Raw genomic sequence first — 26,981 nt, forward strand, 5'->3', positions numbered from 1 at the left:
GGGCCTCTTTTTTTTTATCTGGTTTTTTACAGCCGCATTGCGCTTGTTTTTTTTCAAGGCAGCCCCCATCTTGGTTTCAAGTTCAATTCCATCTGATTACGGCCCTATGGCCGCCGTAGAGGCGAAATCATGAAGACAACCATCGAATTGCCTCTCTTGCCATTGCGTGATGTCGTGGTTTATCCGCACATGGTTATCCCGCTGTTCGTGGGGCGCGAGAAATCCATCGAAGCCCTCGAGGCCGCGATGACGGGCGACAAGCAGATCCTGCTGCTGGCCCAGAGAAACCCGGCTGACGACGATCCCGGTGAAGATGCTCTCTATCGCGTAGGTACCGTTGCCACGGTTCTGCAACTGCTCAAGCTGCCTGACGGCACCGTCAAGGTGCTGGTCGAAGGCGAACAGCGCGGAACGGTCGAGCGCTTCAGTGAAGTCGACGGCCACTGCCGTGCCGAAGTCTCGCTGATCGACGAAGTCGACGCCGCCGAACGCGAGTCCGAAGTGTTCGTGCGCACATTGCTGTCGCAGTTTGAACAATACGTCCAGCTGGGCAAAAAGGTCCCGGCTGAAGTCCTGTCGTCGCTTAACAGCATCGATGAGCCGGGGCGTCTGGTCGACACCATGGCTGCGCACATGGCGCTGAAAATCGAGCAGAAGCAGGAAATCCTCGAAATCGTTGACCTGTCGGCGCGTGTTGAACACGTGCTGGCGCTGCTGGATGCCGAGATCGACCTGCTACAGGTTGAAAAACGCATCCGCGGTCGGGTCAAGAAGCAGATGGAGCGCAGTCAGCGCGAGTACTACCTGAACGAGCAGATGAAGGCCATTCAGAAAGAGCTCGGCGACAGCGACGAAGGCCACAACGAAATCGAAGACCTGAAAAAGCGTATCGACGCTGCCGGTCTGCCGAAAGACGCCCTGGCCAAGGCCACTGCCGAACTGAACAAGCTCAAGCAGATGTCGCCGATGTCCGCCGAAGCCACCGTGGTGCGCTCGTACATCGATTGGCTGGTGCAGGTGCCGTGGAAGGCGCAAAGCAAGGTGCGTCTGGACCTGGCGCGCGCGGAAGACATCCTCGATGCCGACCACTACGGCCTGGAAGAGGTCAAGGAACGCATCCTCGAGTACCTCGCCGTACAGAAACGCGTGAAGAAAATCCGTGGCCCGGTGTTGTGCCTGGTCGGTCCTCCGGGCGTGGGTAAAACCTCGCTGGCAGAGTCGATCGCCCATGCCACCAACCGCAAATTCGTGCGCATGGCCCTCGGTGGCGTGCGTGATGAAGCGGAAATCCGTGGTCATCGCCGTACCTACATCGGTTCGATGCCGGGAAGATTGATTCAAAAGATGACAAAAGTGGGCGTGCGCAACCCGCTGTTCCTGCTCGATGAAATCGACAAAATGGGCAGCGACATGCGTGGCGACCCGGCGTCGGCGTTGCTGGAAGTGCTCGATCCGGAGCAGAACCACAACTTCAACGACCACTATCTGGAAGTCGATTACGACCTTTCCGATGTGATGTTCCTGTGCACCTCGAACTCGATGAACATTCCGCCGGCGCTGCTGGACCGGATGGAAGTCATCCGTCTACCGGGCTACACCGAAGACGAAAAGATCAACATCGCCGTCAAATACCTCTCGCCAAAACAGATCGCCGCGAACGGTCTGAAGAAGGGCGAACTGGAATTCGACGCGGAAGCGATCCGCGACATCATCCGTTATTACACCCGTGAAGCCGGTGTGCGTGGCCTCGAACGCCAGATCGCCAAGGTCTGCCGCAAGGCCGTGAAAGAACACGCGATGGAAAAACGCTTCTCGGTGAAAGTGACAGCCGATCTGCTCGAGCACTTCCTCGGTGTGCGCAAGTTCCGCTACGGTCTGGCCGAGCAGCAGGACCAGGTGGGTCAGGTGACTGGCCTGGCCTGGACTCAGGTCGGTGGCGAATTGCTGACGATTGAAGCGGCGGTGATTCCGGGCAAAGGGCAGCTGATCAAGACCGGTTCGCTTGGCGATGTTATGGTCGAATCGATCACTGCCGCGCAGACTGTGGTGCGCAGTCGCGCCAAGAGTCTGGGCATTCCGCTGGACTTCCACGAGAAGCGCGACACGCACATTCACATGCCTGAAGGCGCTACGCCGAAGGACGGTCCGAGCGCTGGTGTCGGTATGTGCACCGCGCTGGTTTCGGCATTGACCGGCATTCCGGTGCGCGCCGATGTTGCCATGACCGGTGAGATCACGTTGCGTGGTCAGGTGCTGGCCATTGGTGGTCTGAAGGAAAAACTGCTCGCCGCTCACCGCGGCGGAATCAAGATCGTGATTATTCCGGAAGAGAACGTGCGCGATCTGAAGGAGATTCCTGACAACATCAAGCAGGATCTGCAGATTAAACCGGTTAAATGGATTGACGAGGTCCTGCAAATTGCGCTGCAATACGCGCCGGAGCCCTTGCCGGATGTGGCTCCGGAGATAGTCGCCAAGGACGAAAAACGAGAGTCTGACTCTAAGGAAAGAATTAGCACGCATTAATAGGCTTTTGCCTGGGTGGCTTCCTTGACAGTTTTTTAGAGCCCTTGTTATAAAGCGGCTCTTAAGTGTCTGTAGGCCATTCAGCACTCGTTTTTGCTTTCACCAAAAAAACTTAGAATCATCTCAAAATAGATATAAGGGGACTTAGAGTGAACAAGTCGGAACTGATTGATGCTATCGCTGCATCCGCTGATATCCCGAAAGCTGCTGCTGGCCGTGCGCTGGACGCTGTAATCGAATCCGTCACTGGCGCTCTGAAGGCTGGCGACTCCGTTGTTCTGGTTGGTTTCGGTACTTTCTCCGTGACGGACCGTCCGGCGCGTACCGGTCGTAACCCACAGACCGGCAAGACTCTGGAAATCCCGGCTGCCAAGAAGCCAGGTTTCAAAGCCGGTAAAGCACTGAAAGAAGCTGTTAACTGAGTTTCAGGTTTTTACCCATCCGGGTCGGGGTCAAGCCTGACTTGGCAGCGGAGCGGTAGAGCAGGCCACTGAGAAAGTCGCCTGTAACGCCGGGATCGAGGGTTCGAGCCCTGTCCGCTCCGCCAGTTACGAGAAGGCGCATCCTCGGATGCGCCTTTCTTCTATCCGGATTCTACCCACGCTCCACGGTTGCCTAAATATTGAAGTTCAACCGTTTCTGGGGGACGCATGCTGCAGAATATCAGGGACAATTCACAAGGCTGGATTGCCAAGACCATTATCGGAGTCATCGTTGCACTGATGGCTTTGACCGGTTTCGATGCCATTTTCCAGGCCACGACTCACAAGAATGAGGCGGCCAAGGTCAACGGTGAAGAAATCAGCCAGAACGAGCTGAGCCAGGCCGTTGACATGCAACGCCGTCAGCTGATGCAACAGTTGGGCAAAGACTTCGATGCTTCCTTGCTCGATGAAAAAATGCTCCGCGAATCGGCCCTCAAGGGTCTGATCGATCGCAAGCTGCTGTTGCAAGGTGCCGAACAGGCCAAATTCGCTTTCTCCGAAGGTGCACTCGATCAGGTGATCCTGCAAACGCCTGAATTCCAGGTGGACGGCAAGTTCAGTTCCGAGCGTTTCGACCAGGTGATCCGTCAGCTGGGTTACAGCCGCATGCAGTTCCGCCAGATGCTGGCTCAGGAAATGCTGATCGGCCAACTGCGCGCGGGTGTCGCGGGCAGCGGTTTCGTGACCGACGCCGAAGTGCTGGCATTCGCCCGTCTGGAAAAACAGACCCGTGATTTCGCCACGCTCAACGTCAAGGCTGACCCGGCAGCGGTGAAGCTCACCGACGACGAGGTCAAGGCTTACTACGATGAGCACGCCAAAGAGTTCATGACCCCGGATCAAGTAATCATCGATTACGTCGAGCTGAAGAAGGCATCGTTCTTCGATCAGGTTGCCGTCAAGGATGAAGACCTGCAGGCCGCGTATCAGAAAGAAATCGCCAACCTGTCGGAACAGCGTCGTGCGGCGCATATCCTGATCGAAGTAAACGACAAGACCACCGAAGCTCAGGCCAAGGCGAAGATCGACGAAGTCCAGGCGCGTCTGGCCAAGGGCGAGAAGTTCGAAGCGCTGGCCAAAGAGTTCTCGCAGGATCCGGGTTCGGCCAACAATGGCGGTGACTTGGGTTACGCAGGCCCTGGTGTTTACGATCCAGCGTTCGAAAAAGCCCTGTACTCGCTGGGCAAAGATCAAGTCTCCGAGCCGGTTCGCACCGATTTCGGTTATCACCTGATCAAATTGCTGGGTGTCGAAGCGCCTGAAGTGCCGACTCTGGCCAGCCTGAAAGACAAACTGACCCGCGAGCTGAAAGCCGCACAGGTCGAGCAGCGTTTCGTTGAAGCGACCAAGCAACTGGAAGATTCGGCGTTCGAAGCGTCTGACCTGGCGCAGCCAGCAGCGGATCTGAAGCTGACCGTGCACACGTCCAAGCCGTTCGGCCGTGAAGGTGGCGAAGGTATTGCGGCCAACCGTGCCGTGGTTACCGCGGCATTCAGCCCTGAAGTGATTGATGAAGGTGCCAACAGCACCGCCATCGAGCTGGATCCGGAAACCGTGATCGTGCTGCGCGCCAAGGAACACCTGAAGCCTGCGCAGCTGCCGCTGGAAAGCGTGAATGCGGCGATCCGCACCCAGTTGACCAAAGAGCATGCCAGCGCAGCCGCCAAGACCCGTGCCGAGAAGCTGATTGCTGATCTGCGCGATGGCAAGGCTCCACTGGACAAGGCGATTGACGGTCAGAGCTGGAAAGTCACCGAAGCGGCTACCCGTGGTCAGGAAGGTGTTGATCCAGCGGTGCTGCAGGCGCTGTTCCGCATGCCGAAGCCGGCCGCCAAGGACAAGCCGACCTTCAGCAGTGTGACGCTGCCGGACGGTAGCCTGATGATCGTGCGCTTGAATGGCGTTAACGAAGCGGCGGCGCCGACCGATGAAGAGAAGGCGCAGTACCGGCGGTTCCTGGCTTCCCGTGAGGGGCAGCAGGATTTCGCGGCGTATCGCAAGCAGTTGGAAAGTCAGGCGGATATCGAGCGGTTCTGATTGCTGACTGGAGACATGGGAGCCCCGGCCTTTTTTAGGTCGGGGCTTTTTTTTGCGCCTTGGCGGCCTTTGGGCCGACCAGGCTTTGGTTGTTTTGGGTGTATATCCGTTGCTGCGGTAACGGCGGCTTAGGGTTCCGCCCTTACGGCGGGTCACCTTTTTCAAACGCCAAAAAGGTAACCCAAAACGCTTGCTCCTGCGTTCGGCCCTCGCAGGCTCGGGTCCCTTCGCTCCGGGACTGATCCGGGCGCAGCGGCTACGGTTTGCTGCGCTGCACCTCCTTCCGCTGTGTCTGGCTGCGCCAGACGGTCGCTACGCTCCCACGCCCGGATCAATCCCTCCGCTCAGCCTTCCGATGTCGCTGGTTAGGCAAGATCAAGATCAAAAGCACGCGAGCTAACGCTCATTGTTGAGTGGTTAGAAGCGGGGGGGTTGGCTTTGAGTTTTTGGTGGATTCGCCTCTCACCCCAGCCCTCTCCCCGAGGAGAGGGAGCAGATTTATGGGCTTTTCAAAGTTTGAGTACGACTCGGTATTTCAAGTCGGCGTACCTCTTCCAATCACCACGGTCGGTTCCCTCTCCCTCCGGGAGAGGGCTAGGGTGAGGGGCTTTTGCTTTTGACCTTGAACCGTTGGCAGTGAATCAAGATCAACAGCGGGTAAGCTGACACGTGGCCTTGTGGTGCACCCGATCCCTTGTGGGAGCTTGCCTGCAAGCGATGGCGGCGTGACAGTCGACCACTCCATGGCCGATGTAGCCGATTGAAACTCTGGAGCTAACTTGGCGGCGCCGGAAGGCCGTACAGTGAACGATCCTTCCCTCTTGCACTCAATCTTTCTGTGCTGGCGCGCCAGCGCGCGTGTGATGAGCCTCGAATTGAAGTTGTAACCGTTTCAAGACACTATTCCATGCGCCGCGGGGTTGCGATCTGTTGCACAATACGCCCCGGACTGTTTTCTCTCAGGATGTTCAATGTTGATTTCCATTCCCTTGCGTGTAGCCGGGTTGGCGCTGTTGTTGGCTGCCGTTGCCGGCTGTTCGAAAGACAAGCCGATGTATGAGCACGAGAACTTCGATGACTCCGGTACGTTTTCGCGCAATTATCCGGTGACGGATGTGGCCAGTTGCGAAGCGGCGCGGCGGGCGTTGCTCAGTCAGGGCTACATCATTACCAGCAGCGATCCGAAACTGGTCAGCGGGCACAAGAGCTTCCAGCAGACCGGCGATACCCACATGGAGATCAGCTTCAATGTGGTCTGCGCCGATGACGGCAGCGCCGGGCACCATGCGACGATGTTTGCCAATGCCTTGCAGGATCGCTATGCGCTGAAGAAGACCAACAACTCGGCCAGTCTCGGCGTAGGTGTGTTGGGCTCGGTGTCGATGCCGATCGGCTCGTCTGACGATTCGATGGTCAAGGTCGCCAGTGAAACGGTGACTGCGCAGAAGTTCTACGAGCGGTTCTTCACCCTGGTCGAACAGTTCCTGCCGGCGGATGCGAAGAAGGCGGCGCATATCGAGGAGAAGCCCAAGGCTGACCTCGGTGTGCCTGAAGCGAAAGCGACGCCTGCACCGGCACCCGCGCCGTTGGTGCCGACACCGGCAGCGGAACCTGCGGCAACGCCTGCGCCTGCACCTGCTGCTGAGCCTGCGCCAGCTCCGGCGGAAACCGCGCCAGTCGATTCCCAGCCGGTGGCGCCGCCTGCGGAGCCGGCGCCGATTACGCCAGCGCCCGTTGAAGAGCCAGCGCCGGCCAGCGAAACCATCACACCGCCAGCAAACCCGGACATTCCGCCGCCGTCCGAGCCGATTCCGGCGATGCCTGCGTCCGGTCAATAACCGCAATTCCCTGTAGGAGTGAGCCTGCTCGCGATAGCGTTGGATCAGCCAGCATAATGTTGACAGGTCTGACGTTATCGCGAGCTGGCTCACTCCTACACTGATTTGCGCCCGGCTATATCTGGTTACATTCCCCTGACAATCCCACCACGATAAATCCCCAACCACCTGCTACGTTTTATTCATGAAGGCCACGTTTCACTGTTCCTTCATACGGGCACTTTATGCTCGGGCCACAGGTCGATTGATCAGGCCATTTTTCATAGCGAGCGGTTGGGGGATTTTACGATGGATGAATATCAAGAAGAACTGCTCGAATACCAAGCCTACGAACTGGATCAACCCGAACCCGCAGACGACGCAACCGAGCTTTAAGCTTGCAGCTTGCAGCTTGCAGCTTGAAACTTGCAGCTGATTCAAGCCCGTATGCGATGACTGCGGCGAAACTCGCCCGGCGTCTGGCCGCTCCAGCGCTTGAACGCTCGCTGGAATGCTTCGGCTGAAGCAAAACCGAGCAGGTAAGCAATCTCGCCGAAGGCCAGTTCGGTGTCGCGGATGTAGGTCATCGCCAGATCCCTGCGCGTGTCGTTGAGGATGGCGCGAAATTGCGTGCCTTCCTCGGCCAGTTTGCGTCGCAGTGTCCAGGTCGGCAGTTTCAGGCGTGCCGCGACTTCTTCGAGGTCCGGTTCGCGGCCACCGTTAAGCAGCGGCCCAAGCAATTGCGTGATGCGTTCGCGCAGGCTGCGGGTTCGCGTCAGTTGCTCAAGTTCCCGTTCACACAGCTGCAGCAGATGCCGCCAGGTACTGGGGCAATGCTCGGGGTTGCGCTGCGCAAGGCTGTCCAGATTCAGGCGTAATTGGTTGCCCTCGGCACCGAACTGGATCGGGCAATCGCCGAGCGAGCTGTAGGCCTGGCGATAATCGGGCTCGGAAAATTCGATCTCGATGCGCTCGGCCCGCAGCGGCTGACGGCTCACGGAGGAGAGCTGATTGAGCCAGCCTGCCACGATTGAATCGACGACAAAGCGGTTGTAAGCGTTGTACGGGCTGATCGAATAGAAGCGCAGCCACGCGCCGTGAGCATCTTCGTGAAAGCTCGACTGGCCGCGATAGTTCGAGCCGTACAAGGGTTCGAAACGGATCAGGCAGCGCGCAGCTTCGCGCACGGTCGGCGCTTGCGCCGCGGTGATACCAGCGAGGCCGGCCTGGCTCAGACGACTGAGCTGGCCCATGCGCAAACCCAGCGCTGCATCGCCAGTCAACTGAATCGCTGCGTGGCCCAGGCGCATGTAGCGAGGGATCGACAAGCGCGCGCCGGCTTCGGCCAATCGTGCTGCGTCGAGGCCGTATTGTTCCAGCAGTGGCTGTGGGTCGAGGCCGTGACTGCGCACGGCGTCGGCGAGGCTGTGAACGAAGCCTACCGACAGATCACCAAGGCGCATCGGCTGGGGCTTCATGGCTTACAACCAGATATTCAGCAGACGCGCGCCACGGGCATCGCCATCGGCAAAATGCTGACCGTTGCTGCTGAGGAAGCTTTGGCCGGAGCTGGTCTTGTCCCAGAATTGCCCGTGCAGAAATACGCTGATGCCGGCAATCGCCCGACTGCTCGGTGGCTGGGCGGTGAGGGTCAGGCGATGCCAGGCCTGGCCTTCAGTGACTTCACCGGGCTTGAGGCTTACCGAACCGGGCGTGCTTGAGCCTTTGTAACCGCGCCACGGCTGGTTCCAGGCATTCTGGCCGAATAACTGCGCCGGCACCGCCACCAACTTCGCGTTTTGCTCGTCGAGCGTGCGGTAGTTCTGTGGGTACCAACTGTCGCTGCCGATCAACACGCCGAGACGTCCCGCCGGGGTGTCGACCACGTTGATGCGCTCTTTGTCCTCGGCCTGTATTACGTCACGCTGAGCGAACACGGGGTGCATCTGGCGCTGCGGCTGGCCAAGTGGCACGCCGTCGCGGCCGAACACCACGCTGCTGTTGTAGAGCGAGCCACTGCCCGGTCTGAGCCGTCCATCGCGAATCTCCGGCTCCGGCAATACGATCGAGCCGGCCACCAGGGTCACGCGAAATTCCTTGGCCAGACCGCCGAACAGCGCCTGGTATTGCTTGGCCATGGACTTGGCTTTCATGCGCAGATGGGCGTCATTGAGACGGTCATTGCCGCTGGCGCGCAGCCAGGCGCGAGCGAACAACAACGGATTGCTTGCCGCTAGCCAGTTCATCGCCTCGTCCACGGTCGGGGCTTGATACAGCTCGTCTTTTTCGCCGCTGAGCAGCAGCCAGGTGCCGATGTTTTCCGGCAAGACCACGACGGTTTTCTCGTTCAGCAAGCCTTGATCCTGCGCTTGCTGCAAATAGGCGGCGAGTTTGCGGTGCAGGCGTTCGGGGCTTTGATAGTCGGTGGGAAACAGTTCGGGCTGGATGCCCAGCAGATTGCCGCGGTCGGCGGGTGTGCCCTCGTCGACCGCCAGTTTTATGCGCAGGTCCGACAGGTAATGCCCGGCCGGCCGGTCCGCTGCCCACATTGCGTAGGTGGTGAGGGCAGCCACAAGGGCCATGGAAAACGTCAGGTACAAAAGTTTGCGCATGAAAACCAACAACGACCGGGTGCAGGGTATGGCGACTAGGGTAGGGCGCATGGCCGCGATTGCCAAGGGGCGCTGCGCATTTGGATCAATAAGTTGTCAGTTACGGTCATTGAGCCACAGCGAGGCGGCTCTTAGTCTGTCGAACATGAATGACGCGCGCCGCAGAGCGCTCGCAACTTTTCCGTGATCGCTCGTTGTGGAGTTACCGATGACCGCCGCTCATTACCCGCACCTGTTGGCCCCGCTGGACCTGGGATTCACCACGCTGCGCAACCGCACCCTGATGGGCTCGATGCACACTGGCCTTGAAGAGAAACCCGGCGGTTTCGAGCGCATGGCGGCGTACTTTGCCGAACGTGCGCGTGGCGGTGTCGGCCTGATGGTCACTGGTGGTATCGGCCCGAATGACGAGGGCGGGGTGTATTCCGGCGCAGCCAAGCTGACCACCGAAGAGGAAGCGCTCAAGCACCGTATCGTCACCCGCGCGGTGCACGAGGCCGGCGGCAAGATCTGCATGCAGATTCTTCACGCCGGCCGTTATGCCTACAGCCCGAAGCAGGTCGCGCCGAGTGCAATCCAGGCGCCGATCAACCCGTTCAAGCCCAAGGAGCTGGACGAGGAAGGCATCGAGAAGCAGATCAGCGATTTCGTTACCTGTTCGGTGCTGGCGCAGACTGCCGAGTACGACGGCGTCGAAATCATGGGCTCCGAAGGTTATTTCATTAACCAGTTCCTCGCCGCGCACACCAACCACCGCACCGACCGTTGGGGCGGCAGTTACGAAAACCGCATGCGCCTGCCGGTGGAAATCGTGCGCCGGGTGCGCGAAGCGGTGGGCCCGAGCTTCATCATTATCTTCCGTCTGTCGATGCTCGATCTGGTCGAGGGCGGCAGCACCTGGGACGAAATCGTCACCTTGGCCAAAGCCATCGAGCAGGCCGGCGCGACCATTATCAACACCGGGATCGGCTGGCACGAAGCGCGAATTCCGACCATCGCCACCAAAGTGCCGCGCGCTGCATTCAGTAAAGTCACGGCCAAGCTGCGCGGCTCGGTGAGCATTCCGCTGATCACCACCAACCGCATCAACACCCCGGAAATCGCCGAGCAGATTCTCGCCGAGGGCGATGCCGACATGGTCTCGATGGCGCGGCCGTTCCTTGCCGATCCGGATTTCGTCAACAAGGCCGCCGAAGGCCGAGCCGACGAAATCAACACCTGCATCGGCTGCAACCAGGCGTGCCTCGATCACACCTTCGGCGGCAAGCTCACCAGTTGCTTGGTCAACCCGCGCGCCTGTCATGAAACCGAGCTGAATTACCTACCGGTGCAACAGATCAAGAAGATCGCCGTGGTTGGTGCCGGCCCTGCCGGTTTGTCCGCCGCGACCGTGGCCGCCGAGCGTGGCCATCAGGTGACGCTGTTCGATTCGGCCAGCGAAATCGGTGGCCAGTTCAACATCGCCAAACGTGTGCCGGGCAAGGAAGAGTTTTTTGAAACCCTGCGTTACTTCAAGCGCAAGTTGCAGACCACCCATGTCGAGGTGTGCCTGAACACCCGCGTCGACGTGGCGAAACTGCTTGAGGGCGGTTACGACGAGATCATTCTCGCCACGGGCATCGCCCCGCGTGTACCGGCGATTCCGGGGGTCGAGCATGCCAAGGTGCTGAGCTACCTGGACGTGATTCTCGAGCGTAAACCGGTAGGCAAACGCGTGGCCGTCATCGGCGCTGGCGGTATCGGTTTTGACGTTTCGGAATTCCTTGTCCATCAAGGCGTGGCGACCAGTCAGGATCGCGCGGCCTTCTGGAAGGAGTGGGGCATCGATACGCAACTTGAGGCCCGCGGTGGTGTTGCCGGCATCAAAGCTGCGCCGCATGCACCGGCGCGCGAGGTGTTCCTGTTGCAGCGCAAGAAAACCAAGGTCGGCGACGGCCTCGGTAAAACCACCGGCTGGATTCACCGTACCGGTCTGAAGAACAAGCAGGTGCAGATGCTCAACAGCGTCGAATACCTCGGTATCGATGACGATGGGCTGCATATCCGCATCGGCGAAACCGGTGAGCCGCAAGTGCTGGCGGTGGACAACATCGTGATTTGCGCGGGGCAGGATCCGCTGCGCGAATTGCATGATGGCTTGGTCGAGGCGGGGCAGAACGTGCATTTGATCGGCGGCGCCGATGTGGCGGCAGAATTGGATGCCAAGCGCGCAATCAATCAAGGCTCGCGGCTGGCCGCTGAGCTTTGAGCTCAGCGCCGGACCTGTAGGAGTGAGCCTGCTCGCGAAGGCGCAATGTCAGTCAGTTTATAAGTCGCCTGACACGACGCTTTCGCGAGCAGGCTCGCTTCTACAGGGACTGGCGTACGCTGGCAGATTTTTAACGCCTGGCTGTTAAGATGCCGGCTCTTTGCTACAGAGCCGGCATCCATGCTTTTGCCCCCCGCCAACTGGCTACCCCAAGCCCCTCTCGAACACCTTCGCCTGGACTGGCTCAGCGCTGCCGGCATCGAAGTGGCGATCCTGCGGCTCGACCGGATCGACCCGCTGATCAGCGGCAACAAATGGTTCAAACTCACCGAACACCTTAACGCAGCCGAGCGTGCCGGCACCGAAGGCATCATCAGCCTCGGCGGTGCGCATTCCAATCACCTGCATGCGCTCGCAGCGGCGGGCCAGCGCTTGGGGTTCGCCACGGTCGGCCTGTTGCGCGGACATGCGCAGCAAACGCCGACAGTGGAGGATTTGCAGGCGTTTGGTATGCAACTGCACTGGTTGGGTTACAGCGGCTATCGCGCCCGTAACGAGTCTGGATTCTGGGAGCCTTGGCAGGCGCAATATCCACAGCTGTATGCGGTGCCGGAGGGTGGCGGGGGATTGGCCGGCGCACGCGGCTGTGCGGCCATTCATTCTCAGGTGCAAACGCAGTTGGCGGCGCTGGGCTGGAGCGATTTTCACGCCTGGTGGCTGGCCTGTGGCACCGGAACGACGCTGGCCGGGCTGGTGCTCGCCGAGGCCGGTGCGCGACACGTTTATGGTGCGTTGGCGGTGCCGGAAGATCACGGCGTGGCGGCGCAAATCGAATCGATTCTGCACCCGGCCGGGCAGGGCTGCGGCGGATACACCTTGTTCGATGCCAGCCGTGGCGGTTTTGCCAAGGTCGATCCGGCCTTGCTGGCGTTCATCGAGCAGACCGAACAGGCCAGCGGTGTGCCGCTGGAGCCGCTGTACACAGGCAAGGCCTTGCTGGCGCTCAAGCAGCAGGTCGAGGCCGGCCGGTTTGCGCCGGGCACGCGGCTGCTGTTCGTGCACAGCGGTGGCTTGCAGGGCCGGCGCGCCATGCTTGCCGGCCGCTAACGCTCAGCCGCGCTTGGGCATTATCCGCAGCAACGTGTTATCGCGCACCACGTAATGGTGATAAATCCCCGCCAGCGCATGCAGACCGATGAGCCAGTAACCGACGACCTGTATCAACTCTAAATCTCAAGCGATGTTTCTACCGAGCTATTCATGTTTTTTGTAGGCGGGGCAGGAAATGTAGCGAAGATCAGTCTTGGTTGTTTTAGATTAATTTCGATTAAAAGTTATCGGCGTGTTTGTAATAAATGTATGTAACGGTTTGTTGTTTATATCTTGTGTTTGCTTGGTGTTTGAGTTGGTTGAGCATGATGGATACTGTTTGCTCCAGATTCTTGAGTGGGTTTTCAAGGGTCACGGTTACCAACTTTAATTGCATGAGTTTAATAATTATGAGAACTAACTTATTTTCCCGCAAAGCAAATGGATATACTGTAAAAAAGGCGATGGCCAAGGCGCCTGTCCCGCGGCCGCGGCCCTCCGTTACCCCACCCAAGCCTGTCACGCCGACCCGCCCGACAACGCCAACCAAACCCGTAGCGCCAACCCGCCCGACAACGCCGACCAAACCCGTAGCGCCAACCCGCCCGACAACGCCGACCAAACCCGTAGCGCCAACCCGTCCGACAACGCCGACCAAACCCGTAGCGCCAACCCGTCCGGTGACGCCAATCAAGCCTGTAGCGCCAACCCGGCCGGTGGCACCCACCAAACCTGTATCCCCGACCAGCCCGACCGATCCGGTCAGCACGAAACGACCGCCAATGCCGTGGCCGACAGTTAACATCAATATTGATCCGATAGCTTTGATTGCCTTGATCCAGACATTTGGCGCCACGACTCATCAGGATGGCTCGACGACATTGCCGGACGGTAGCCTGATCGATGCGGATAAAACGTCGGTTACGCGTCCCGATGGCATCATTCAGCACCAGGATGGTCGGGTGCAGTACCCTGACGGACGAATCGTCTGGCCCGATGACACAATTGAATATGCTGATGGACATATTGTCTGGGCAGATGGAACAACAAAGTTTCCGGATGGAAGTATCAAGTATCCGGATGGACTTGCCTATGACGCCGCAGGCAATCTGATCTCTGAGTAAGTTCGGAAATTAAAAGTTGTTGTTTCTTGAACAGTACTCGCCTTTGAAATACGAAAACACCGCTGACTCCCTGAACAGTCAGCGGTGTTCGTTTCGGCGCAATCAATGTTGCTGCGGCATTTCACCCTTGGCCAGCCGCTGGTTGATGTCGGCAATCACTTCGGGCAAGTCGCTGATGGTGTCGATCATGTAATGCGGGCGCGAGCCTGCGAACAATGCGTGGATACGCTTGCGCTCGCTGGCCAGATCATCGCTGCCCAAGGCGCGGAAATCCTGATAATCGAGCCCCAGCGCATTGCCCGAGCAGATCAGCGCGACGGTCCACATTCCGGCGCGGCGGCCTTCGAGAATGCCCGGCACGGTGTCGTCGATCTTCACGCAGGCCGCGACGTCATCGATGCCCAGCGCAATGACGTTGGCCAGCGCTTGCGCCGGCCATGGGCGACCGTTCGGCACTTCATCGGTGGCGACCACATGGTCGGCGACATAACCGTTGCGCGCGGCCAGTTCGACAACCTTGTCCATCACCTGTTTCGGGTAACCCGAGCAGGAACCGATCTTGATGCCTTGCTCGCGCAGGCTGGCGATGGTCTCCAGCGCGCCAGGAATCAGCGCCGAGTGCTCGGCGATTTTTTCGATCTGCAGTGGCATGAAGCGGTTATAGATGGCAGTGACATCATCGTCGGTCGGCGTGCGGCCGAACGCCTTGCGATAGCGCTCGGCGACTTGCGGCTGATCGCACAGCGTGCGGATGTGGTCCCACTTGCCCATGCCCATTGGGCCTCGGGCTTCTTCGATGGACACCTGCACGTCGAACTCGGCGAACGCCTCGACGAAAATCTGCGTCGGTGCGAACGAGCCGAAATCGACAACGGTGCCGGCCCAGTCGAGGATGGCGGCTTGCAGCTTGGTTGGTTGGGTGTAGTTCATGGCAACAGAATTCCTGAGTTGAAATGCGCTTCAAATGTAGGAGTGAGCCTGCTCGCGATGAGGTCGTGTCAGTCGACGAAGATGTTTAATGTACGACCGCTATCGCGAGCAGGCTCACTCCTACAGGGGATTTGTGTAGGGTTCAGATATCGAGCACTTCCATCTCGCGCAGCACTTCACCGACAGCCGCGACAGCCAGGCGCATGTCGTCCGGGGTGACGTGGCCGATGCAGCCGATGCGGAAGGTTTCCAATTGGGTCAACTTGCCGGGATAAAGGATGTAACCCTTGGCCTTGACCCGTTCGTAGAAGTCCTTGAACTGATAACGCGGGTCATTCGGCGCATGGAACGTGGCAATGATCGGCGCCTGAATGGCTGCCGGCAGAAAGCTGCGCAAACCGAGTCTGGCCATCTCTTCCATCAGCGCCTGGCAGTTGGCGGCATAGCGCGCATGCCGCGCCGGCAGGCCACCTTCTTCGCTGTATTGCTGCAAGGCTTCGTGCAGCGCCGCGACCACGTGGGTCGGCGGGGTGAAGCGCCATTGCCCGGTCTTTTGCAGGTAGGTGTGCTGGTCGAACAGATCCATCGCCAATGAATGCGAATTGCCGGCGGCAGCGGCCAGTGATGCTTTGCGCGCGAAGACAAAGCCCATCCCCGGTACGCCTTCCAGACATTTGCCGGAGGCTGCGATCAGCGCATCGAACGGCACCTTCTGCGCATCCACCGGCAGCGCGCCGAACGAGCTCATGGCGTCGATGATCAGGCGTTTGCCGTGTTGCTCGACGACCAGAGCGATCTCCGCCAGCGGGTTGAGAATACCGGTGCTGGTTTCGCAGTGGATCAGCGCAACGTGGGTGATTGAGCTGTCGGCGCGCAGCAGACGGTCGACGTCGGCGGCCGTGGTCGGCTCGTCCTCGGCGGTTTCGAAGGTGCTGAACGAGCGCCCGAGCACTTCGCAGATGTTTGCCAGCCGTTTGCCGTAGGCACCGTTGATCAGCACCAGTATTTTGCCGTCTCGCGGTACCAGCGTGCCGATGGCCGCTTCGACGGCGAAGGTGCCGCTGCCCTGCAATGGCACGCAGTGGTGAGTCGTGGCGCCATTGACGATCGCCAGCAATTGCTCGCACAGGCTGGCGGTCAGTTGATTGAAGCGGTCATCCCAGGAACCCCAGTCGACCATCATGGCCTGGCGCGTGCGGGCCGAAGTGGTCAACGGGCCGGGGGTGAGCAGGATGGGTTCGGCGTTACGCATGCAGGTGTCCTTGGGTTGTGCTGGGGGATGAAGCTACGGGGCATACGTTGCAATTCACCGTTGCATCAATCAAATTGTTTATTGTTATGCCAGCCATCAGTGAGAGTTATTCATGAACCTGTTCCAGTTGCGCGCCTTCGACGCCGTCGCCCGTGAAGGCAGCTTCACCCGCGCCGCTGCGCGCTTGTTCATCAGTCAGCCAGCGGTCACCGGGCACATCAAGGCGCTGGAAGAGCACTATCAGATCACCCTCTTGCGGCGCACCGCGCGTCGGGTGGAGCTAACGGAGGAGGGCACCCGACTCGCGGCGATCACCCGCGCGATGTTCGGCCTGGCGGATGAGGCGCAGACGATGCTCGAAGCCAATCGGCAATTGCTCACCGGTCGGCTTGAGGTCGCAGCGGACGGCCCGCACCTGGTGATGCCGATGCTCGCCAGCCTTCGTGCGCGGTATCCCGGCGTTACGGTGAATCTGCGCCTGGGCAATGCGCAGGAAACCCTGGCGGCGTTGTTGTCAGAACATGCGGATGTCGCGGTGCTGACTGAGGTGGAGCCGCGCAAAGGGCTGCATTTGCAAGGCCTGAGCGAATCGCGGATCTGCGCTCTGGTGCCGGCCGGACATCCGTGGGCACTGCGCGGTGGGGAAGTGCCGCTCAAAGAGCTTGATCAGGTGATCATGGTGTTGCGTGAGCCGGGTTCGATTACCCGGCGCACCTTCGACCGGGCCTGCGCGCAGGCGTCGATCCAGCCGCGCGTGCTGCTGGAACTCGACAGCCGCGAAGCGGTGACCGAAGCCGTCGCCGCCGAGTTGGGCGTGGGCGTGGTGTCCTCGGTGGAAGTCAGCCACGACCCACGAGTGGTGGCGATTCCGCTTGCCGGGGCAGGGCTGGTGAACCAGCACCTGATCGGCTGCATGGAACGGCGGCGGGAATTGCGCTTGATTCAGGCGTTTTTCGATCTGGCGCCAGCCTGACAGACCGCGGCGCCTGCAATCGCCAGCAGGCTGGCTCCCACAGGGTTTGTGAACGACGCAAATTCCCTGTGGGAGCACAGCTAGCCTGCTAGCGATTACGCCAGTGCCGACTACACAAGGCTTTTGCCCTGGCCGACAAAGGCTGAGTGCGCCGGTCACGGTTCGGCGCGATTGAGCAGCCAGTCGAGCAACAAGCCATTGTCGCGTGCCGGCGGTGGCGGGCGGGGCGCCGGATCGGGTGAATTGCCCAGGCACAGGATCGGCCGATCCGGATCGCCATCGAGGAAACTCACCCACACTTCACTGCCGGCGCAGGGCAGATCGGCCGGCGCAAGGCGGCGCTGAGTGCGCGTCATGGCGACGGGCAGCCAGAGCGTGTCGCTATCGTGCATTGGCGCCTGCGCCGCCGGCCACAGACTGATGGCGACCCGACCGTGTTCGTCCATTTGCGCCGGTTGCCCGGTGCTACCCACGACCCGGGCCAGATGAAAACCGGCAATGCTCGGCCGCGGTTGTTTGAGCGCCGGGCGAAAATCGCTCGCCCAGGGCTGCGCACGGAAATCGTTGTGGTAGCGGTGTACGCTGGGGCTCGGGTCGAGAATCGATGGATGCTGCCCACGATGACGGATCGCTGTGATTCGCCATTGCTCGTTGAAATGGCTGATCGGATGCGCCGAGACTTGCAGCAGATCGCCGCTGAACAAACCGCTCTGGTCGCTGCGGCCGTTGATCGTGCGCTGCTGGCCGCGCTGGCGCTCCAGATGACGGCGGCTGCGCTGTTCATGGTGGCGCTGTTCAGGTGCAGGTCTGGGCGGTGGATCGGCCATTCGTTGATTGGCCGCCGCGTCGCTGCTGGCCGGTTGGCCGCGATCGCGCACCGTTCGCAACGCGCAGATCGGTGCAGCGTGATGGTGCTGGTACAGCGCGCTGATGCAGGGCGAAGGCGTCTGTTCGCCGGCCTTGAACGGCACTGATACCGGCGTTTGCGGCAGGCTCAGGCTGTCATCGGCGAACACTGCAACGTGACCGTCGGCGCGGTGTTCGAAGTGATAGTGAATGCCTTCTTCTTCGCAGAGCCGGTTGAGCAGCGCCAGATCGCTTTCTTCGTACTGAATGCAAAATGGCCGCAGCGGGTAATGACCGACCGTCATTTCGATTCGGTAATCGTCTGCGGCCAAGCCGTTTTCAGCGAGCAGTTGCTGGAGAATCTGCGGCACGCTCGATTGCACGAACACCCGGCGTTTATCCGGTTGTGCCAGGCGTTGCAGGTGCGGCATCAGGCTCAATCGATAACCGATCCGGTGCGTACCGCGATGTTCGTAACTGGCACTGTCGATCACGCCATGAATCCCGTGCCGCTCGTCCAGACGCAGAAAGGCCGGTTGCTGTAAAAGCGCGCCCGGTGCCATGGCGGGGGCGAGGCCGATCAGTTCAAGGTCGAAACGATAGGGCTGGTTGAGCGCTTCCTCGCCGTCGAAACCCACCACCGGCAGGCTCAGGCCACTGTCGGTCAGGGTCAGGGTGAAAGGACTTTCCTTGTCATTGAGCATTCGCACAGGCTCTGTCAGGCAATACGGGAGTCAGAGGGTACGAAACCGCAGAGCGGAATGGTCGTGTCAAAGACGTTTTTCAGAATCCCCCTACAAGGTCTGATGAAGTTGTCGATTCGGCATTGCGTTTTTTTGGTCGATTGCCGACTTTAGGCCGTATAAACTTGCCGCCACGCGTCGGCCAATAGATGTCTCGGCGCCACAGATCAAAGAGAGTGAGTAATGGGCGCACAGTGGAAGGTTAAACACAAAGAAGCGGCTGCCAACGCCAAGGGCAAGATCTTCGGCAAACTGGTGAAGGAAATCACCATCGCTGCCCGCAACGGTGCCGATACCGCCACCAACGCACATTTGCGTCTGGTGGTCGAACAGGCCAAGAAAGCCTCGATGCCTAAAGAAACCCTCGACCGCGCGATCAAGAAAGGCGCAGGTCTGCTGGGTGAGACGGTGCAGTACCATCGCGTGACCTACGAAGGTTTCGCCCCGCACCAGGTGCCGCTGATCGTCGAGTGCGTGACCGATAACATCAACCGCACCGTCGCCGAAATTCGTGTGGCTTTCCGTAAGGGCCAACTGGGCGCTTCCGGTTCGGTGGCATGGATGTTCAACCACGTCGGCATGATCGAAGCTGCACCGGAGAGTCCGGACGCGGATCCGGAAATGGCCGCGATCGAAGCCGGCGCGCAGGATTTCGAACCGGGTGAAGAAGGCGCTACGTTGTTCCTGACCGATCCGACCGATCTGGATGCGGTGCAGAAAGCCCTGCCGGAACAGGGTTTTACCGTGCTCTCGGCCAAGCTCGGCTACCAGCCGAAAAACCCGGTCAGCGGCCTGAGCGACGAGCAGATGGCTGAGGTCGAAGCGTTCCTCGAAGGCCTCGACAACCATGACGACGTGCAGGATATGTTCGTCGGTCTGGCAGGCTGATCTGCGGCGTCAGTGATGGCCCCATCGCTAGCAGGGCTAGCTCCCACAGGGTATTTGCAAACCACACAAATCCTCTGTAGGAGTGAGCCTGCTCGCGATTGACCGCGCAGCGGTCACAGTGTTTCCAGGCTCTCGATCACTTCACCAAACCCCGGCCGCCCCAGCACATCCGCCTGACAGCAACGCTGCTCCAGCGCCTCGAGCGCCAGCCGCTGCCGATCGCTCAGCCCGCTATCGATGCGCGCGAGCAATTCCCCAAGCAAAACCCCGAAGGCACGTACCTCGATGCGTTGCAGCGCGCGCGTTTGCGGATTGTCCTCGATAGCGTGAAACGACGCCGCACCAAAATCGCCGAGCAGGCAATCGCCGTGCTGATTCAACAGAATGTTGTGCCCATACAGGTCGCCATGGGTGATGCCTTGGCGATGCAGATGCTGCGCTGCCGAGGCGATGCCTTTGGCGACGTTCAGCGCAACCTCGGCGCTGAAGCGGCGATCAGCGGCGTAGACATCGCGCGAGCAGGAATCCAGGCTCGGCAGGTCGGCGAGGTTGGCAAACGACGGATCGATCAACTGCATCACCAGACCTTGTTGGCCGTCAGGGTGGCCACTGATGCGCCCCTCGATGCGGATCAGATTGGTGTGCTGGCCGGCGGTGATGCAGGCATTCATTTCGTGCAGCGGGGAGCCGTCGCTGGTCATCTCGCCCTTGTACAGCTTCACCGCCACCGGGGTCAGCGAACCGTCGTCATGTTGCCAGTCCGCGTGCGAGATCACCCCTGAGGCGCCTTCACCCAGTTGCTGTTGCAGATGCAGCGCCGACCAGTCGATTGTCGGCGTCGCCTCTAGCGCGGCCGCGTCCGCCTCGGTTTCCAGCGGGTTGCCGGCGTAGGCCAGCCACGTCAGGCTCGGCAGGCTCAGCAACCACTGCGGCAGCTCGGTCAATCGGTTGGCGGCGATACGGATCAGTTCCAGCCGATGGCATTGGCTCAGCGACGGCGGCAGCGCTTGCAAGCGGTTGCCGGCGAGCATGAGTTTCTGCAGGGCAGGGCGCTCACCGAGTTCGCTCGGCAGACGCTCGAGGCAGTTGTCGGTGAGAATAAGCCAGCGCAGCAAGGGCGGCAGGGCGGCGGGCGGGACGCTGGCGATGCGGTTGGCCTTGAACCCGACCATGGTCAGCGCCGTGCACTGGCCGAGACATGCCGGCAGCTCGGTGAACTGGTTGTCGGAGCAGAACAGCACGCGCAGGCGCCTCAGCCGATGCAAGTCATCCGGCAGACGACTCAAGGCATTGCCGCTGAGGTTGAGGATTTCGAGGGTGTCGGCCAGAGCAAAAATCTCGCGCGGAAACTCGGTCAGGCCACACGAGAGATCCAGACGAGTAATGCCCGACAGTTCGCCGGCGCGCAATTGAGCAAGGGTGTGCATGGTCGGTGTTCGCTTTCGATAAAGGAGCGGCGCGGGGCGACATGATAACGGCAAAGCGATTCAGCACCACGAAACCTGTGGGAGCCAGCCTGCTGGCGATAGCTGACTCTCTGTCGCTGATGTTCTGCCTGTCCCACCGCCATCGCCAGCAGGCTGGCTCCCACAGGGGATCGGTGGTGTATCAGTGCGGGTCGTGCATGGCTTGCAATTGCCCCAAGCGGCTGCGGGTGCGGGCCAGATCGATGGCGTCGCCTTCGAGGCTTTCGCGCAGTGGCAGTCGCCCGATCAGTGTCAGATGCTTGTCCTGGTCGTAAAGCACGTCGATCAGGTTGATGAAGCGCTGTTGCGCGGCGATCGGGCATTCGCCCAGTTCGGGCAGATCCTCGATGACCCAATGATCGAAACGTCGACACAGTTCCAGATAGTCCATGACGGCGGTCGGCTGTTCGCACAGATCGTTGAAGGTGAAACCGATGCGTCGATCCGTGCAGAACCGCGCCTGAAACTGTCGAGTGCCGACGGTCAGCGCAACGGGCTGCGCGTCAGTGGGCGGTAGATCGAGTGCTGCGCGTTGCGCGGGCGTGCCGGGCCACGCGTAATTTCCGTGAGTAAACACTTGATGTTGAAAATGCCGCTGCTGGCTGCGGTAATCATGCGGACCGCCCACTTCCATGACGTGCATGCGCGCATGGATCAGCTCGATCACCGGTTTGAAACGCGCGTGATACAGCGGGTTGGGCAGCAGGCCTTCAGGCGGATAATTGGACGTCACCAGCAGCAGAATCCGCCGTTTGAACAGCGCTTTGAACAGCCGGGTGATGAGCATTGCATCGCCAATGTCGTGCACATGGAATTCGTCGAAACACAGCACCCGACAGTCTTCCAGCAGTTCATCGAGCGTGACCTCCAGCGCATCGTCCTGATCGCGATGACGGAACATGCCCGCGTGCAATTGCGCAAAGAACTGATGGAAATGCAGTCGGCGTTTCTCGGTGATCGACAGCGCCTGAAAGAAACCGTCGAGCAGCCAGCTCTTGCCGCGTCCGACCGCGCCGAACAGATACAGGCTCGGTGGCGTATGCGCGCTGGCGCCGAACAACAGGCTGGCCTGTTGCGCCATGCAATCGATGACGCGCTGCTGGCTGTGGCTGAGGGTGTAACCCTGTTCACAGGCCTTTTTTCGAAAGTGATCCCGGATGACCTGGGCATTGGCGTCATGCCCGGCGCTGGCCGGCACGCCCTTGCCGAGCCAGCGGCGCAATGCCGGCAAGCGCGCCAGCAGGGGGGATCGTTTCGGCGGTGGGGCAGGCACTCGCGGGGTCTCCGTGTTCGTCAAACCGGCGCCCAGAGGCGCGGCGGTTCAGTGTAACCAGAGGACGGGTTGATCGGCCACGCTTTCGTTGAGGTGACCGAGTGAGTGCAGGCTGTCGAAATACAACTTGTGGGAGCCAGCCTGCTGGCTCCCACAGGAACTCGGTATCCCGTTCAGAAGGGTAGCGACGGCTTGAGCCGTTGCGCTGCCGGCAAATCTGTCGGGCTGACCATCGCATAGTTGTATCCATCGCCCGACCAATACTCGGCCTGCAAATCCCCATCGCTGCGTCGGCCACGCGGCAAAAAGGTGTTTTTCGGTCCCGGCGGGCGCACGTAGAAACTCACCTTGTGGCCGCTGTCATCTTCGTACATCACCATCGCCGCCGGCCCCTCATCGGTGCTCAGCAGACGTCCGCTGACCGGTTCGAACCCGGCCGCCGTCAGATCCGGCAAGCGGCTGGCCTGGGTGAAATAACGATCGAGCCAGCGCTGCATGTCGCCGTCATTGTCGACCTGGTAATCGGCCGGAAGCAGGCCTTGCTGGGCAATCAGGCGATAGGCTTGCAAGGCATCGGTCATCGGTAGCACCGAGGCGCGCACGAGGGTCATTTCCCGTGCCTGCCAACCACTGAAGCCACCGATGCTGACGGCGATCAGCAGCATCGCCGCGCTGGCCAGATGGCGCCGTGACTGACGCTGGCGGCGCTGGCGAATCACTGCCGGATCAAGCGCCGGATTGGCCGGTTGCTGCAACGCACCGCTCAGCGCTGCACGCAGTTGCTGAGCGTCGTGCTGCCAGGCACGAACCTGCGCCGCTTCGTCCGGGTGGCTGGCCAGCCAGGTTTCCAGCACACGCCGGTCGGCGTCGCTGAGCTGATGGTCGACGTACGCGTGCAGATCACGCTCGTTGGGAGGCAGGCTGATCATTTGAGTATCCGTAAAGAAGGGCTGCTGATTTCGCCGTCGCTCAATTGGCGCAGGGCCTGGCGAGCGCGGGACAGGCGCGACATCACGGTGCCGAGCGGGACGCCGAGAATCTCGGCGACCTCTTTATAGGACAGGCCTTCGACCGAGACCATCAGCAGCAGCGCGCGCTGTTCGGTGGGCAAACGGTCGAAGGCTTGCAGGGTAGATTGAGCGATCACTGTGCGCTCCACCGACGGTTCGGTGTCGTCGCGACCGGTAAAAAATTCGAGCATCCGCGCATAGCGTCGAGAGCGGCGATGCGCGTCGAGAAACTGCCGGTACAGGATTGTAAACAGCCAGGCGCGCAGGTCGCCGTCGGCGCGTTTTTCACCCCAACTCGACAAAGCCCGTTCCAGACTGGCCTGAACCAGATCGTCGGCGCTGCTGCTGTTGCGTGTCAGCGATACGGCGAAGCGGCGTAACCGGGGAATCAGTTCACGCAGTTGTTCATCGAGTACGTTCATGTCGAGATGTTCATTGCAGGCAATGCTCGGAGCCAAAGGGCGGAGTCTAGGGAAGACGTTCCGTGACGCAGGTTATTCCATCTCTATGACTAAATGTTTCATGCGCTCTGCATGTAAGAAAATTCGCCGCTTCTTGTCGTCCTTGTAATGGATTTTCCGTTCGCTGCTCAACCCATTTGAGACGCGCATCTGTCTGTGGCTGCAACCCAGGCCACAGCGGACGCGACCAGACAGGATTGACATCAGCTAAAGGGATATTCCATGCAAGCGTTCGCAAGCACTCGCCGAGCAACACAGGGATTTGATAGCGCAGTAAAGGTCGAGACCGATCCATGGCAGCGATTTGGCTGCGGCCCAAAGATCGAACCGGATGCGCAATTGATCCATCGTGCGATCGAAGAGCAGGCGCGTGTCCGGCCTGAAGCGATTGCCGCGCAGCATCAGGGGCGGTTCATTCGCTATGGTGAATTGAATCGCCAGGCCAATCGGCTCGCAGGCGTGTTGCTTGAGCAAGGTGTATTGCCTGGCGACCACGTGGCGTTGTTTGTCGAGCGTTCGATTCCGATGCTGGTGGGCATGCTGGCGGTGTTGAAAGTCGGCGCCGCCTATATTCCGCAACATGTCGGCATTACCCCCGTTGCGCAATTGCGTCACATCATGGACGTCGCCAAGGTGCGTGTGGTCCTGACCCTTGGCGAACTGGCACAAGCGATTCCCCTGACCCCGGCCCAACACTGCATTCATCTGGACGAGTTCATCAGCGTTGTCAGTGCGTCAGCGGATGAGCAGAACGTCGTGGGTGCAGGCTCATTGGTGGATCCGGTCTGTTTTGTGTTGTTTACCTCAGGCACGACCGGCCTGCCCAACGGCGTGCGCGTGACTCAGCGCAACGTGTGCAACATTTTGCTGACCGCACCCGGCAATCTCGGTATGCGGCCCGGATTGACAGTCGGGCAGATCCTCAACATCGCGTTCGACATGGCGGCCTGGGAAATACTCGGGTGTCTGGCCCATGGCGCAACGCTGTTGATTCGCGGCAAGGACATCGCGCGGACCGCCGAACAGTGCGATGTGCTGATCGCGACGCCTTCGATGCTCGCCACGCTGGATGCTGCTCGTTGCAGTCGGGTGAAAGTGGTCGCTTTGGCGGGTGAGCCTTGCCCGCAGCCATTGGCCGATCGCTGGGCGGCGTTTTGCACGTTTTACAATGCATGCGGACCGACCGAAACCACCATCGTCAATACGATGCAGCATTATCGGGGGGCGGGAGCGCTGACGATCGGCAAGCCGACGCCCAATAACACCGTGTATGTGCTCAATGAGGCCGGGCAGCTTTGCGGCCCGGGCGAACAGGGCGAGATGTGGGCGGGTGGCGATTGCGTGACGGCAGGCTACCTGGGCAATCCCCAACTGACTGGCGAGCGCTACCAACCCGACCCGTTTCTGGGTCAGGGGCGCATGATGTTCCGCACGCGTGATCTCGGGCGCTGGACTGAAGACGGTGAGCTGGAACACCTTGGGCGTGTCGACGATCAGGTCAAGGTCCGCGGTTTTCGGGTGGAGCTCGACTCGGTATCGACGGTGCTGGAGTCTGTGCCGAACTGCGAACGCGCGGTCACGCTCAAACTCGACAGCCGGCATCTGGTGGCATTCGTCTATCCCGCCAGCATCGACGTTGAGGCCGCTCGCGCCTGCTGTGAAAACCGACTTGCCTATTACTGCGTGCCGTCGCTGATTCTGGCCGTGGATGCGATACCGCTGACGTCCCGTGGCAAAGTCGACAAGCGCTTGCTACTCGAATGGGCAGTCGCGCACCAGACGCGAGCGACTGGCACAGCGTCGCAGGTGCCTGCATGAGCGCGATGCAAACGGAGATTGTCTTGCCGCCGCGCCGTGCACTCTGGCGGCGGCTGGGAACGCTGTCGCTGTTCTCGCATTACAACCGCCTGGTGATGCTGGTGCTGGCGTGCAACGTCGCGGTGCTGGGCTACGGGCTTGAAATCGGCCAATGGTGGTCTTCTGCCAGTGTGGATTTGCCGGTGCTGTCCGGGCTGGTGATGGCCAACCTTTCGCTGGCGATCCTGATTCGTCAGCAGTACGTCATCAATCTGTTGTTCTGGCTGGCGACGCGGGCGCCGACGTGTTGGCCGCTGGCTATTCGCCGCTCGCTGGCCAAGGTCTATCACTTCGGTGGGCTGCACAGCGGTGGCGCGATGGCGGCGATTGCCTGGTTTGCGCTGCTGTTCGGTTCGATGATCTGGCAACGGTACGCAGGGCCGGGTGATGTTTCGATGACGCTGCTCGGCCTCAATGGTGGGTTGCTCGGGCTGATGTTGCTGGTCGCGATCATGGCCATCCCGGCTGTACGCGCGCGATTCCATAATGCCTTCGAGCGAACTCACCGTTTCGCCGGATGGGCTGCGCTGGCGTTGTTTTGGGTAATCACAGTGGTGTCTGCCCGCGAGCAGAATCCGACGGCGGCGTTGTTCGACGCTGTTCCTCGCACGGTCTCGTTCTGGGTGCTGCTGCTGGTGACGCTCAGCGTTGCGCTGCCTTGGCTGCGGTTGCGTAAAGTGCCTGTCAGCCTCGTCCGCACTTCTTCACACGCGGTGATAGCCCGCTTTGCGCATCACACGCCGTTCGCCGGTTCCGCCACGGCGATCAGTCGCAGCCCGCTGTGGGAATGGCACTCCTTCGCGAATATTCCTGCGCCGGGCGAGGAAGGTTTCCGACTGATCATTTCCCGTGCCGGCGACTGGACGGGTGCCTTTATCGAGCAGGCGCCGACGCATGTCTGGGTCAAGGGCATCAGCACTGCAGGCGTTGCACGCATCGAAACGCTGTTCAAGTCAGTGGTGTATATCGCCACCGGCAGTGGTATCGGGCCCGTGTTGCCCCATTTACTGGCCAGGCAAGTGCCCATACGCCTGATCTGGTCCACGCGCAGCCCGAGGACAACCTATGGCGACGCGTTGGTCGATGAAATCCTGCAAGTCCAGCCTGACGCGCTGATCTGGGATACCGATGTGCTCGGAAAACCTGATCTGGTGACACTCGCTTATGCCGCCGTGCAGTCGTTCGGCGCCGAAGCAGTCATTTGCATTTCCAATCAGAAACTGACCGAGCAGGTCGTGGAGGAAATGGAAGCACGCGGCATTCCTGCCTACGGCGCCATTTGGGACTCCTGACCGTGCTGCGAAAACTTTCCCGACAGACTTTTTCCGAGCGATGAGATGACCA

21 protein-coding genes and 1 pseudogene are annotated in these 26,981 nt (G+C 60.3%); 11 read left to right on the forward strand and 11 right to left on the reverse strand.

Annotated features, from left to right (window positions below):
• Window positions 1–129 precede the first annotated feature (129 nt).
• From lon to BLU24_RS12010, 4 genes are all read left to right on the forward strand, one after another.
• Window positions 130–2,526 carry an endopeptidase La gene (lon, locus tag BLU24_RS11995; protein ID WP_090284491.1) on the forward strand — a complete coding sequence of 799 codons (2,397 nt, stop codon included), beginning with the start codon at window positions 130–132 and terminating at the stop codon, window positions 2,524–2,526.
• Between the two features lie 149 nt (window positions 2,527–2,675).
• Entirely contained in the window at window positions 2,676–2,948 is a 273-nt protein-coding gene (locus BLU24_RS12000) for an HU family DNA-binding protein (RefSeq protein WP_003183171.1), read from the forward strand.
• A 228-nt stretch (window positions 2,949–3,176) separates the two neighbouring features.
• Window positions 3,177–5,048, forward strand: coding sequence for a SurA N-terminal domain-containing protein (locus BLU24_RS12005; RefSeq protein WP_093100446.1), 1,872 nt, complete (start codon window positions 3,177–3,179; stop codon window positions 5,046–5,048).
• Between the two features lie 971 nt (window positions 5,049–6,019).
• A complete protein-coding gene (locus BLU24_RS12010) occupies window positions 6,020–6,886 on the forward strand; it encodes a DUF2242 domain-containing protein (RefSeq protein WP_093100448.1) in 867 nt (288 codons plus the stop codon).
• A 416-nt stretch (window positions 6,887–7,302) separates the two neighbouring features.
• On the opposite strand, the gene BLU24_RS12015 is transcribed toward BLU24_RS12010, so the two are convergent.
• The gene (locus BLU24_RS12015; RefSeq protein WP_093100450.1) at window positions 7,303–8,343 is read right to left on the reverse strand and encodes an AraC family transcriptional regulator; all 1,041 of its coding nucleotides are present in this window, start codon (window positions 8,341–8,343) and stop codon (window positions 7,303–7,305) included.
• Between the two features lie 3 nt (window positions 8,344–8,346).
• On the reverse strand, window positions 8,347–9,477 hold the full coding sequence (locus BLU24_RS12020) for a nitrilase-related carbon-nitrogen hydrolase (RefSeq protein WP_093100453.1): 1,131 nt from the start codon (window positions 9,475–9,477) through the stop codon (window positions 8,347–8,349).
• Between the two features lie 208 nt (window positions 9,478–9,685).
• Between BLU24_RS12020 and BLU24_RS12025 the strand changes: the two genes are divergently transcribed.
• The gene (locus tag BLU24_RS12025; RefSeq protein WP_093100455.1) at window positions 9,686–11,725 is read left to right on the forward strand and encodes an NADPH-dependent 2,4-dienoyl-CoA reductase; all 2,040 of its coding nucleotides are present in this window, start codon (window positions 9,686–9,688) and stop codon (window positions 11,723–11,725) included.
• Between the two features lie 180 nt (window positions 11,726–11,905).
• The gene (locus BLU24_RS12030; protein ID WP_093100457.1) at window positions 11,906–12,832 is read left to right on the forward strand and encodes a 1-aminocyclopropane-1-carboxylate deaminase/D-cysteine desulfhydrase; all 927 of its coding nucleotides are present in this window, start codon (window positions 11,906–11,908) and stop codon (window positions 12,830–12,832) included.
• 3 nt (window positions 12,833–12,835) lie between these two features.
• Here BLU24_RS12030 and BLU24_RS12035 read toward each other — a convergent pair.
• Window positions 12,836–12,949, reverse strand: a pseudogene (locus BLU24_RS12035) (cytochrome B); the annotation flags it as partial.
• A gap of 103 nt (window positions 12,950–13,052) precedes the next feature.
• Window positions 13,053–13,619 carry a hypothetical protein gene (locus tag BLU24_RS12040; protein WP_093100460.1) on the reverse strand — a complete coding sequence of 189 codons (567 nt, stop codon included), beginning with the start codon at window positions 13,617–13,619 and terminating at the stop codon, window positions 13,053–13,055.
• On the opposite strand from BLU24_RS12040, the gene BLU24_RS12045 reads away from it, so the two are divergent.
• The gene (locus BLU24_RS12045) at window positions 13,597–13,938 is read left to right on the forward strand and encodes a hypothetical protein (protein ID WP_093100462.1); all 342 of its coding nucleotides are present in this window, start codon (window positions 13,597–13,599) and stop codon (window positions 13,936–13,938) included. The genes BLU24_RS12040 and BLU24_RS12045 overlap by 23 nt on opposite strands.
• Window positions 13,939–14,040: 102 nt before the next feature.
• Here BLU24_RS12045 and phnX read toward each other — a convergent pair whose 3' ends face one another.
• The gene (gene phnX, locus BLU24_RS12050; protein ID WP_093100464.1) at window positions 14,041–14,868 is read right to left on the reverse strand and encodes a phosphonoacetaldehyde hydrolase; all 828 of its coding nucleotides are present in this window, start codon (window positions 14,866–14,868) and stop codon (window positions 14,041–14,043) included.
• A 142-nt stretch (window positions 14,869–15,010) separates the two neighbouring features.
• Complete coding sequence (locus tag BLU24_RS12055) at window positions 15,011–16,120, reverse strand: 2-aminoethylphosphonate--pyruvate transaminase (protein WP_093100466.1); 1,110 nt, start codon at window positions 16,118–16,120, stop codon at window positions 15,011–15,013.
• Window positions 16,121–16,232: 112 nt separating this feature from the next.
• Here BLU24_RS12055 and BLU24_RS12060 point away from each other — a divergent pair, with 112 nt between their 5' ends.
• Window positions 16,233–17,093: a LysR substrate-binding domain-containing protein gene (locus tag BLU24_RS12060; RefSeq protein ID WP_093100468.1), complete on the forward strand. Its 861-nt coding sequence runs from the start codon at window positions 16,233–16,235 to the stop codon at window positions 17,091–17,093.
• A 155-nt stretch (window positions 17,094–17,248) separates the two neighbouring features.
• On the opposite strand, the gene BLU24_RS12065 is transcribed toward BLU24_RS12060, so the two are convergent.
• A complete protein-coding gene (locus tag BLU24_RS12065) occupies window positions 17,249–18,643 on the reverse strand; it encodes a type VI secretion system Vgr family protein (RefSeq protein ID WP_093100470.1) in 1,395 nt (464 codons plus the stop codon).
• A gap of 222 nt (window positions 18,644–18,865) precedes the next feature.
• Between BLU24_RS12065 and BLU24_RS12070 the strand changes: the two genes are divergently transcribed.
• Entirely contained in the window at window positions 18,866–19,570 is a 705-nt protein-coding gene (locus tag BLU24_RS12070) for a YebC/PmpR family DNA-binding transcriptional regulator (RefSeq protein WP_093100472.1), read from the forward strand.
• 113 nt (window positions 19,571–19,683) lie between these two features.
• Here the strand turns inward: BLU24_RS12070 and BLU24_RS12075 are convergent, their stop codons facing one another.
• From BLU24_RS12075 to BLU24_RS12090, 4 genes are all read right to left on the reverse strand, one after another.
• Window positions 19,684–20,997, reverse strand: a complete 1,314-nt coding sequence (locus tag BLU24_RS12075; RefSeq protein ID WP_093100474.1) for a leucine-rich repeat-containing protein kinase family protein — start codon at window positions 20,995–20,997, stop codon at window positions 19,684–19,686.
• Between the two features lie 181 nt (window positions 20,998–21,178).
• Window positions 21,179–22,309, reverse strand: a complete 1,131-nt coding sequence (gene zapE / locus BLU24_RS12080) for a cell division protein ZapE (protein ID WP_093100476.1) — start codon at window positions 22,307–22,309, stop codon at window positions 21,179–21,181.
• Between the two features lie 173 nt (window positions 22,310–22,482).
• Window positions 22,483–23,238 carry an anti-sigma factor family protein gene (locus BLU24_RS12085; protein WP_093100479.1) on the reverse strand — a complete coding sequence of 252 codons (756 nt, stop codon included), beginning with the start codon at window positions 23,236–23,238 and terminating at the stop codon, window positions 22,483–22,485.
• A complete protein-coding gene (locus tag BLU24_RS12090; RefSeq protein ID WP_093100481.1) occupies window positions 23,235–23,741 on the reverse strand; it encodes a sigma-70 family RNA polymerase sigma factor in 507 nt (168 codons plus the stop codon). Before BLU24_RS12090 ends, BLU24_RS12085 begins: the two co-directional genes overlap by 4 nt.
• Before the next feature lie 261 nt (window positions 23,742–24,002).
• Here BLU24_RS12090 and BLU24_RS12095 point away from each other — a divergent pair, with 261 nt between their 5' ends.
• Both BLU24_RS12095 and BLU24_RS12100 read left to right on the forward strand, forming a co-directional pair.
• Window positions 24,003–25,598, forward strand: coding sequence for an amino acid adenylation domain-containing protein (locus tag BLU24_RS12095; RefSeq protein WP_093100484.1), 1,596 nt, complete (start codon window positions 24,003–24,005; stop codon window positions 25,596–25,598).
• Window positions 25,595–26,929, forward strand: coding sequence for a hypothetical protein (locus BLU24_RS12100; RefSeq protein ID WP_093100486.1), 1,335 nt, complete (start codon window positions 25,595–25,597; stop codon window positions 26,927–26,929). The genes BLU24_RS12095 and BLU24_RS12100 overlap by 4 nt, the downstream gene beginning before the upstream one ends.
• Window positions 26,930–26,981 lie beyond the last annotated feature (52 nt).

It is taken from the genome of Pseudomonas sp. Z003-0.4C(8344-21), assembly GCF_900104975.1.
GTDB lineage: Bacteria > Pseudomonadota > Gammaproteobacteria > Pseudomonadales > Pseudomonadaceae > Aquipseudomonas > Aquipseudomonas granadensis.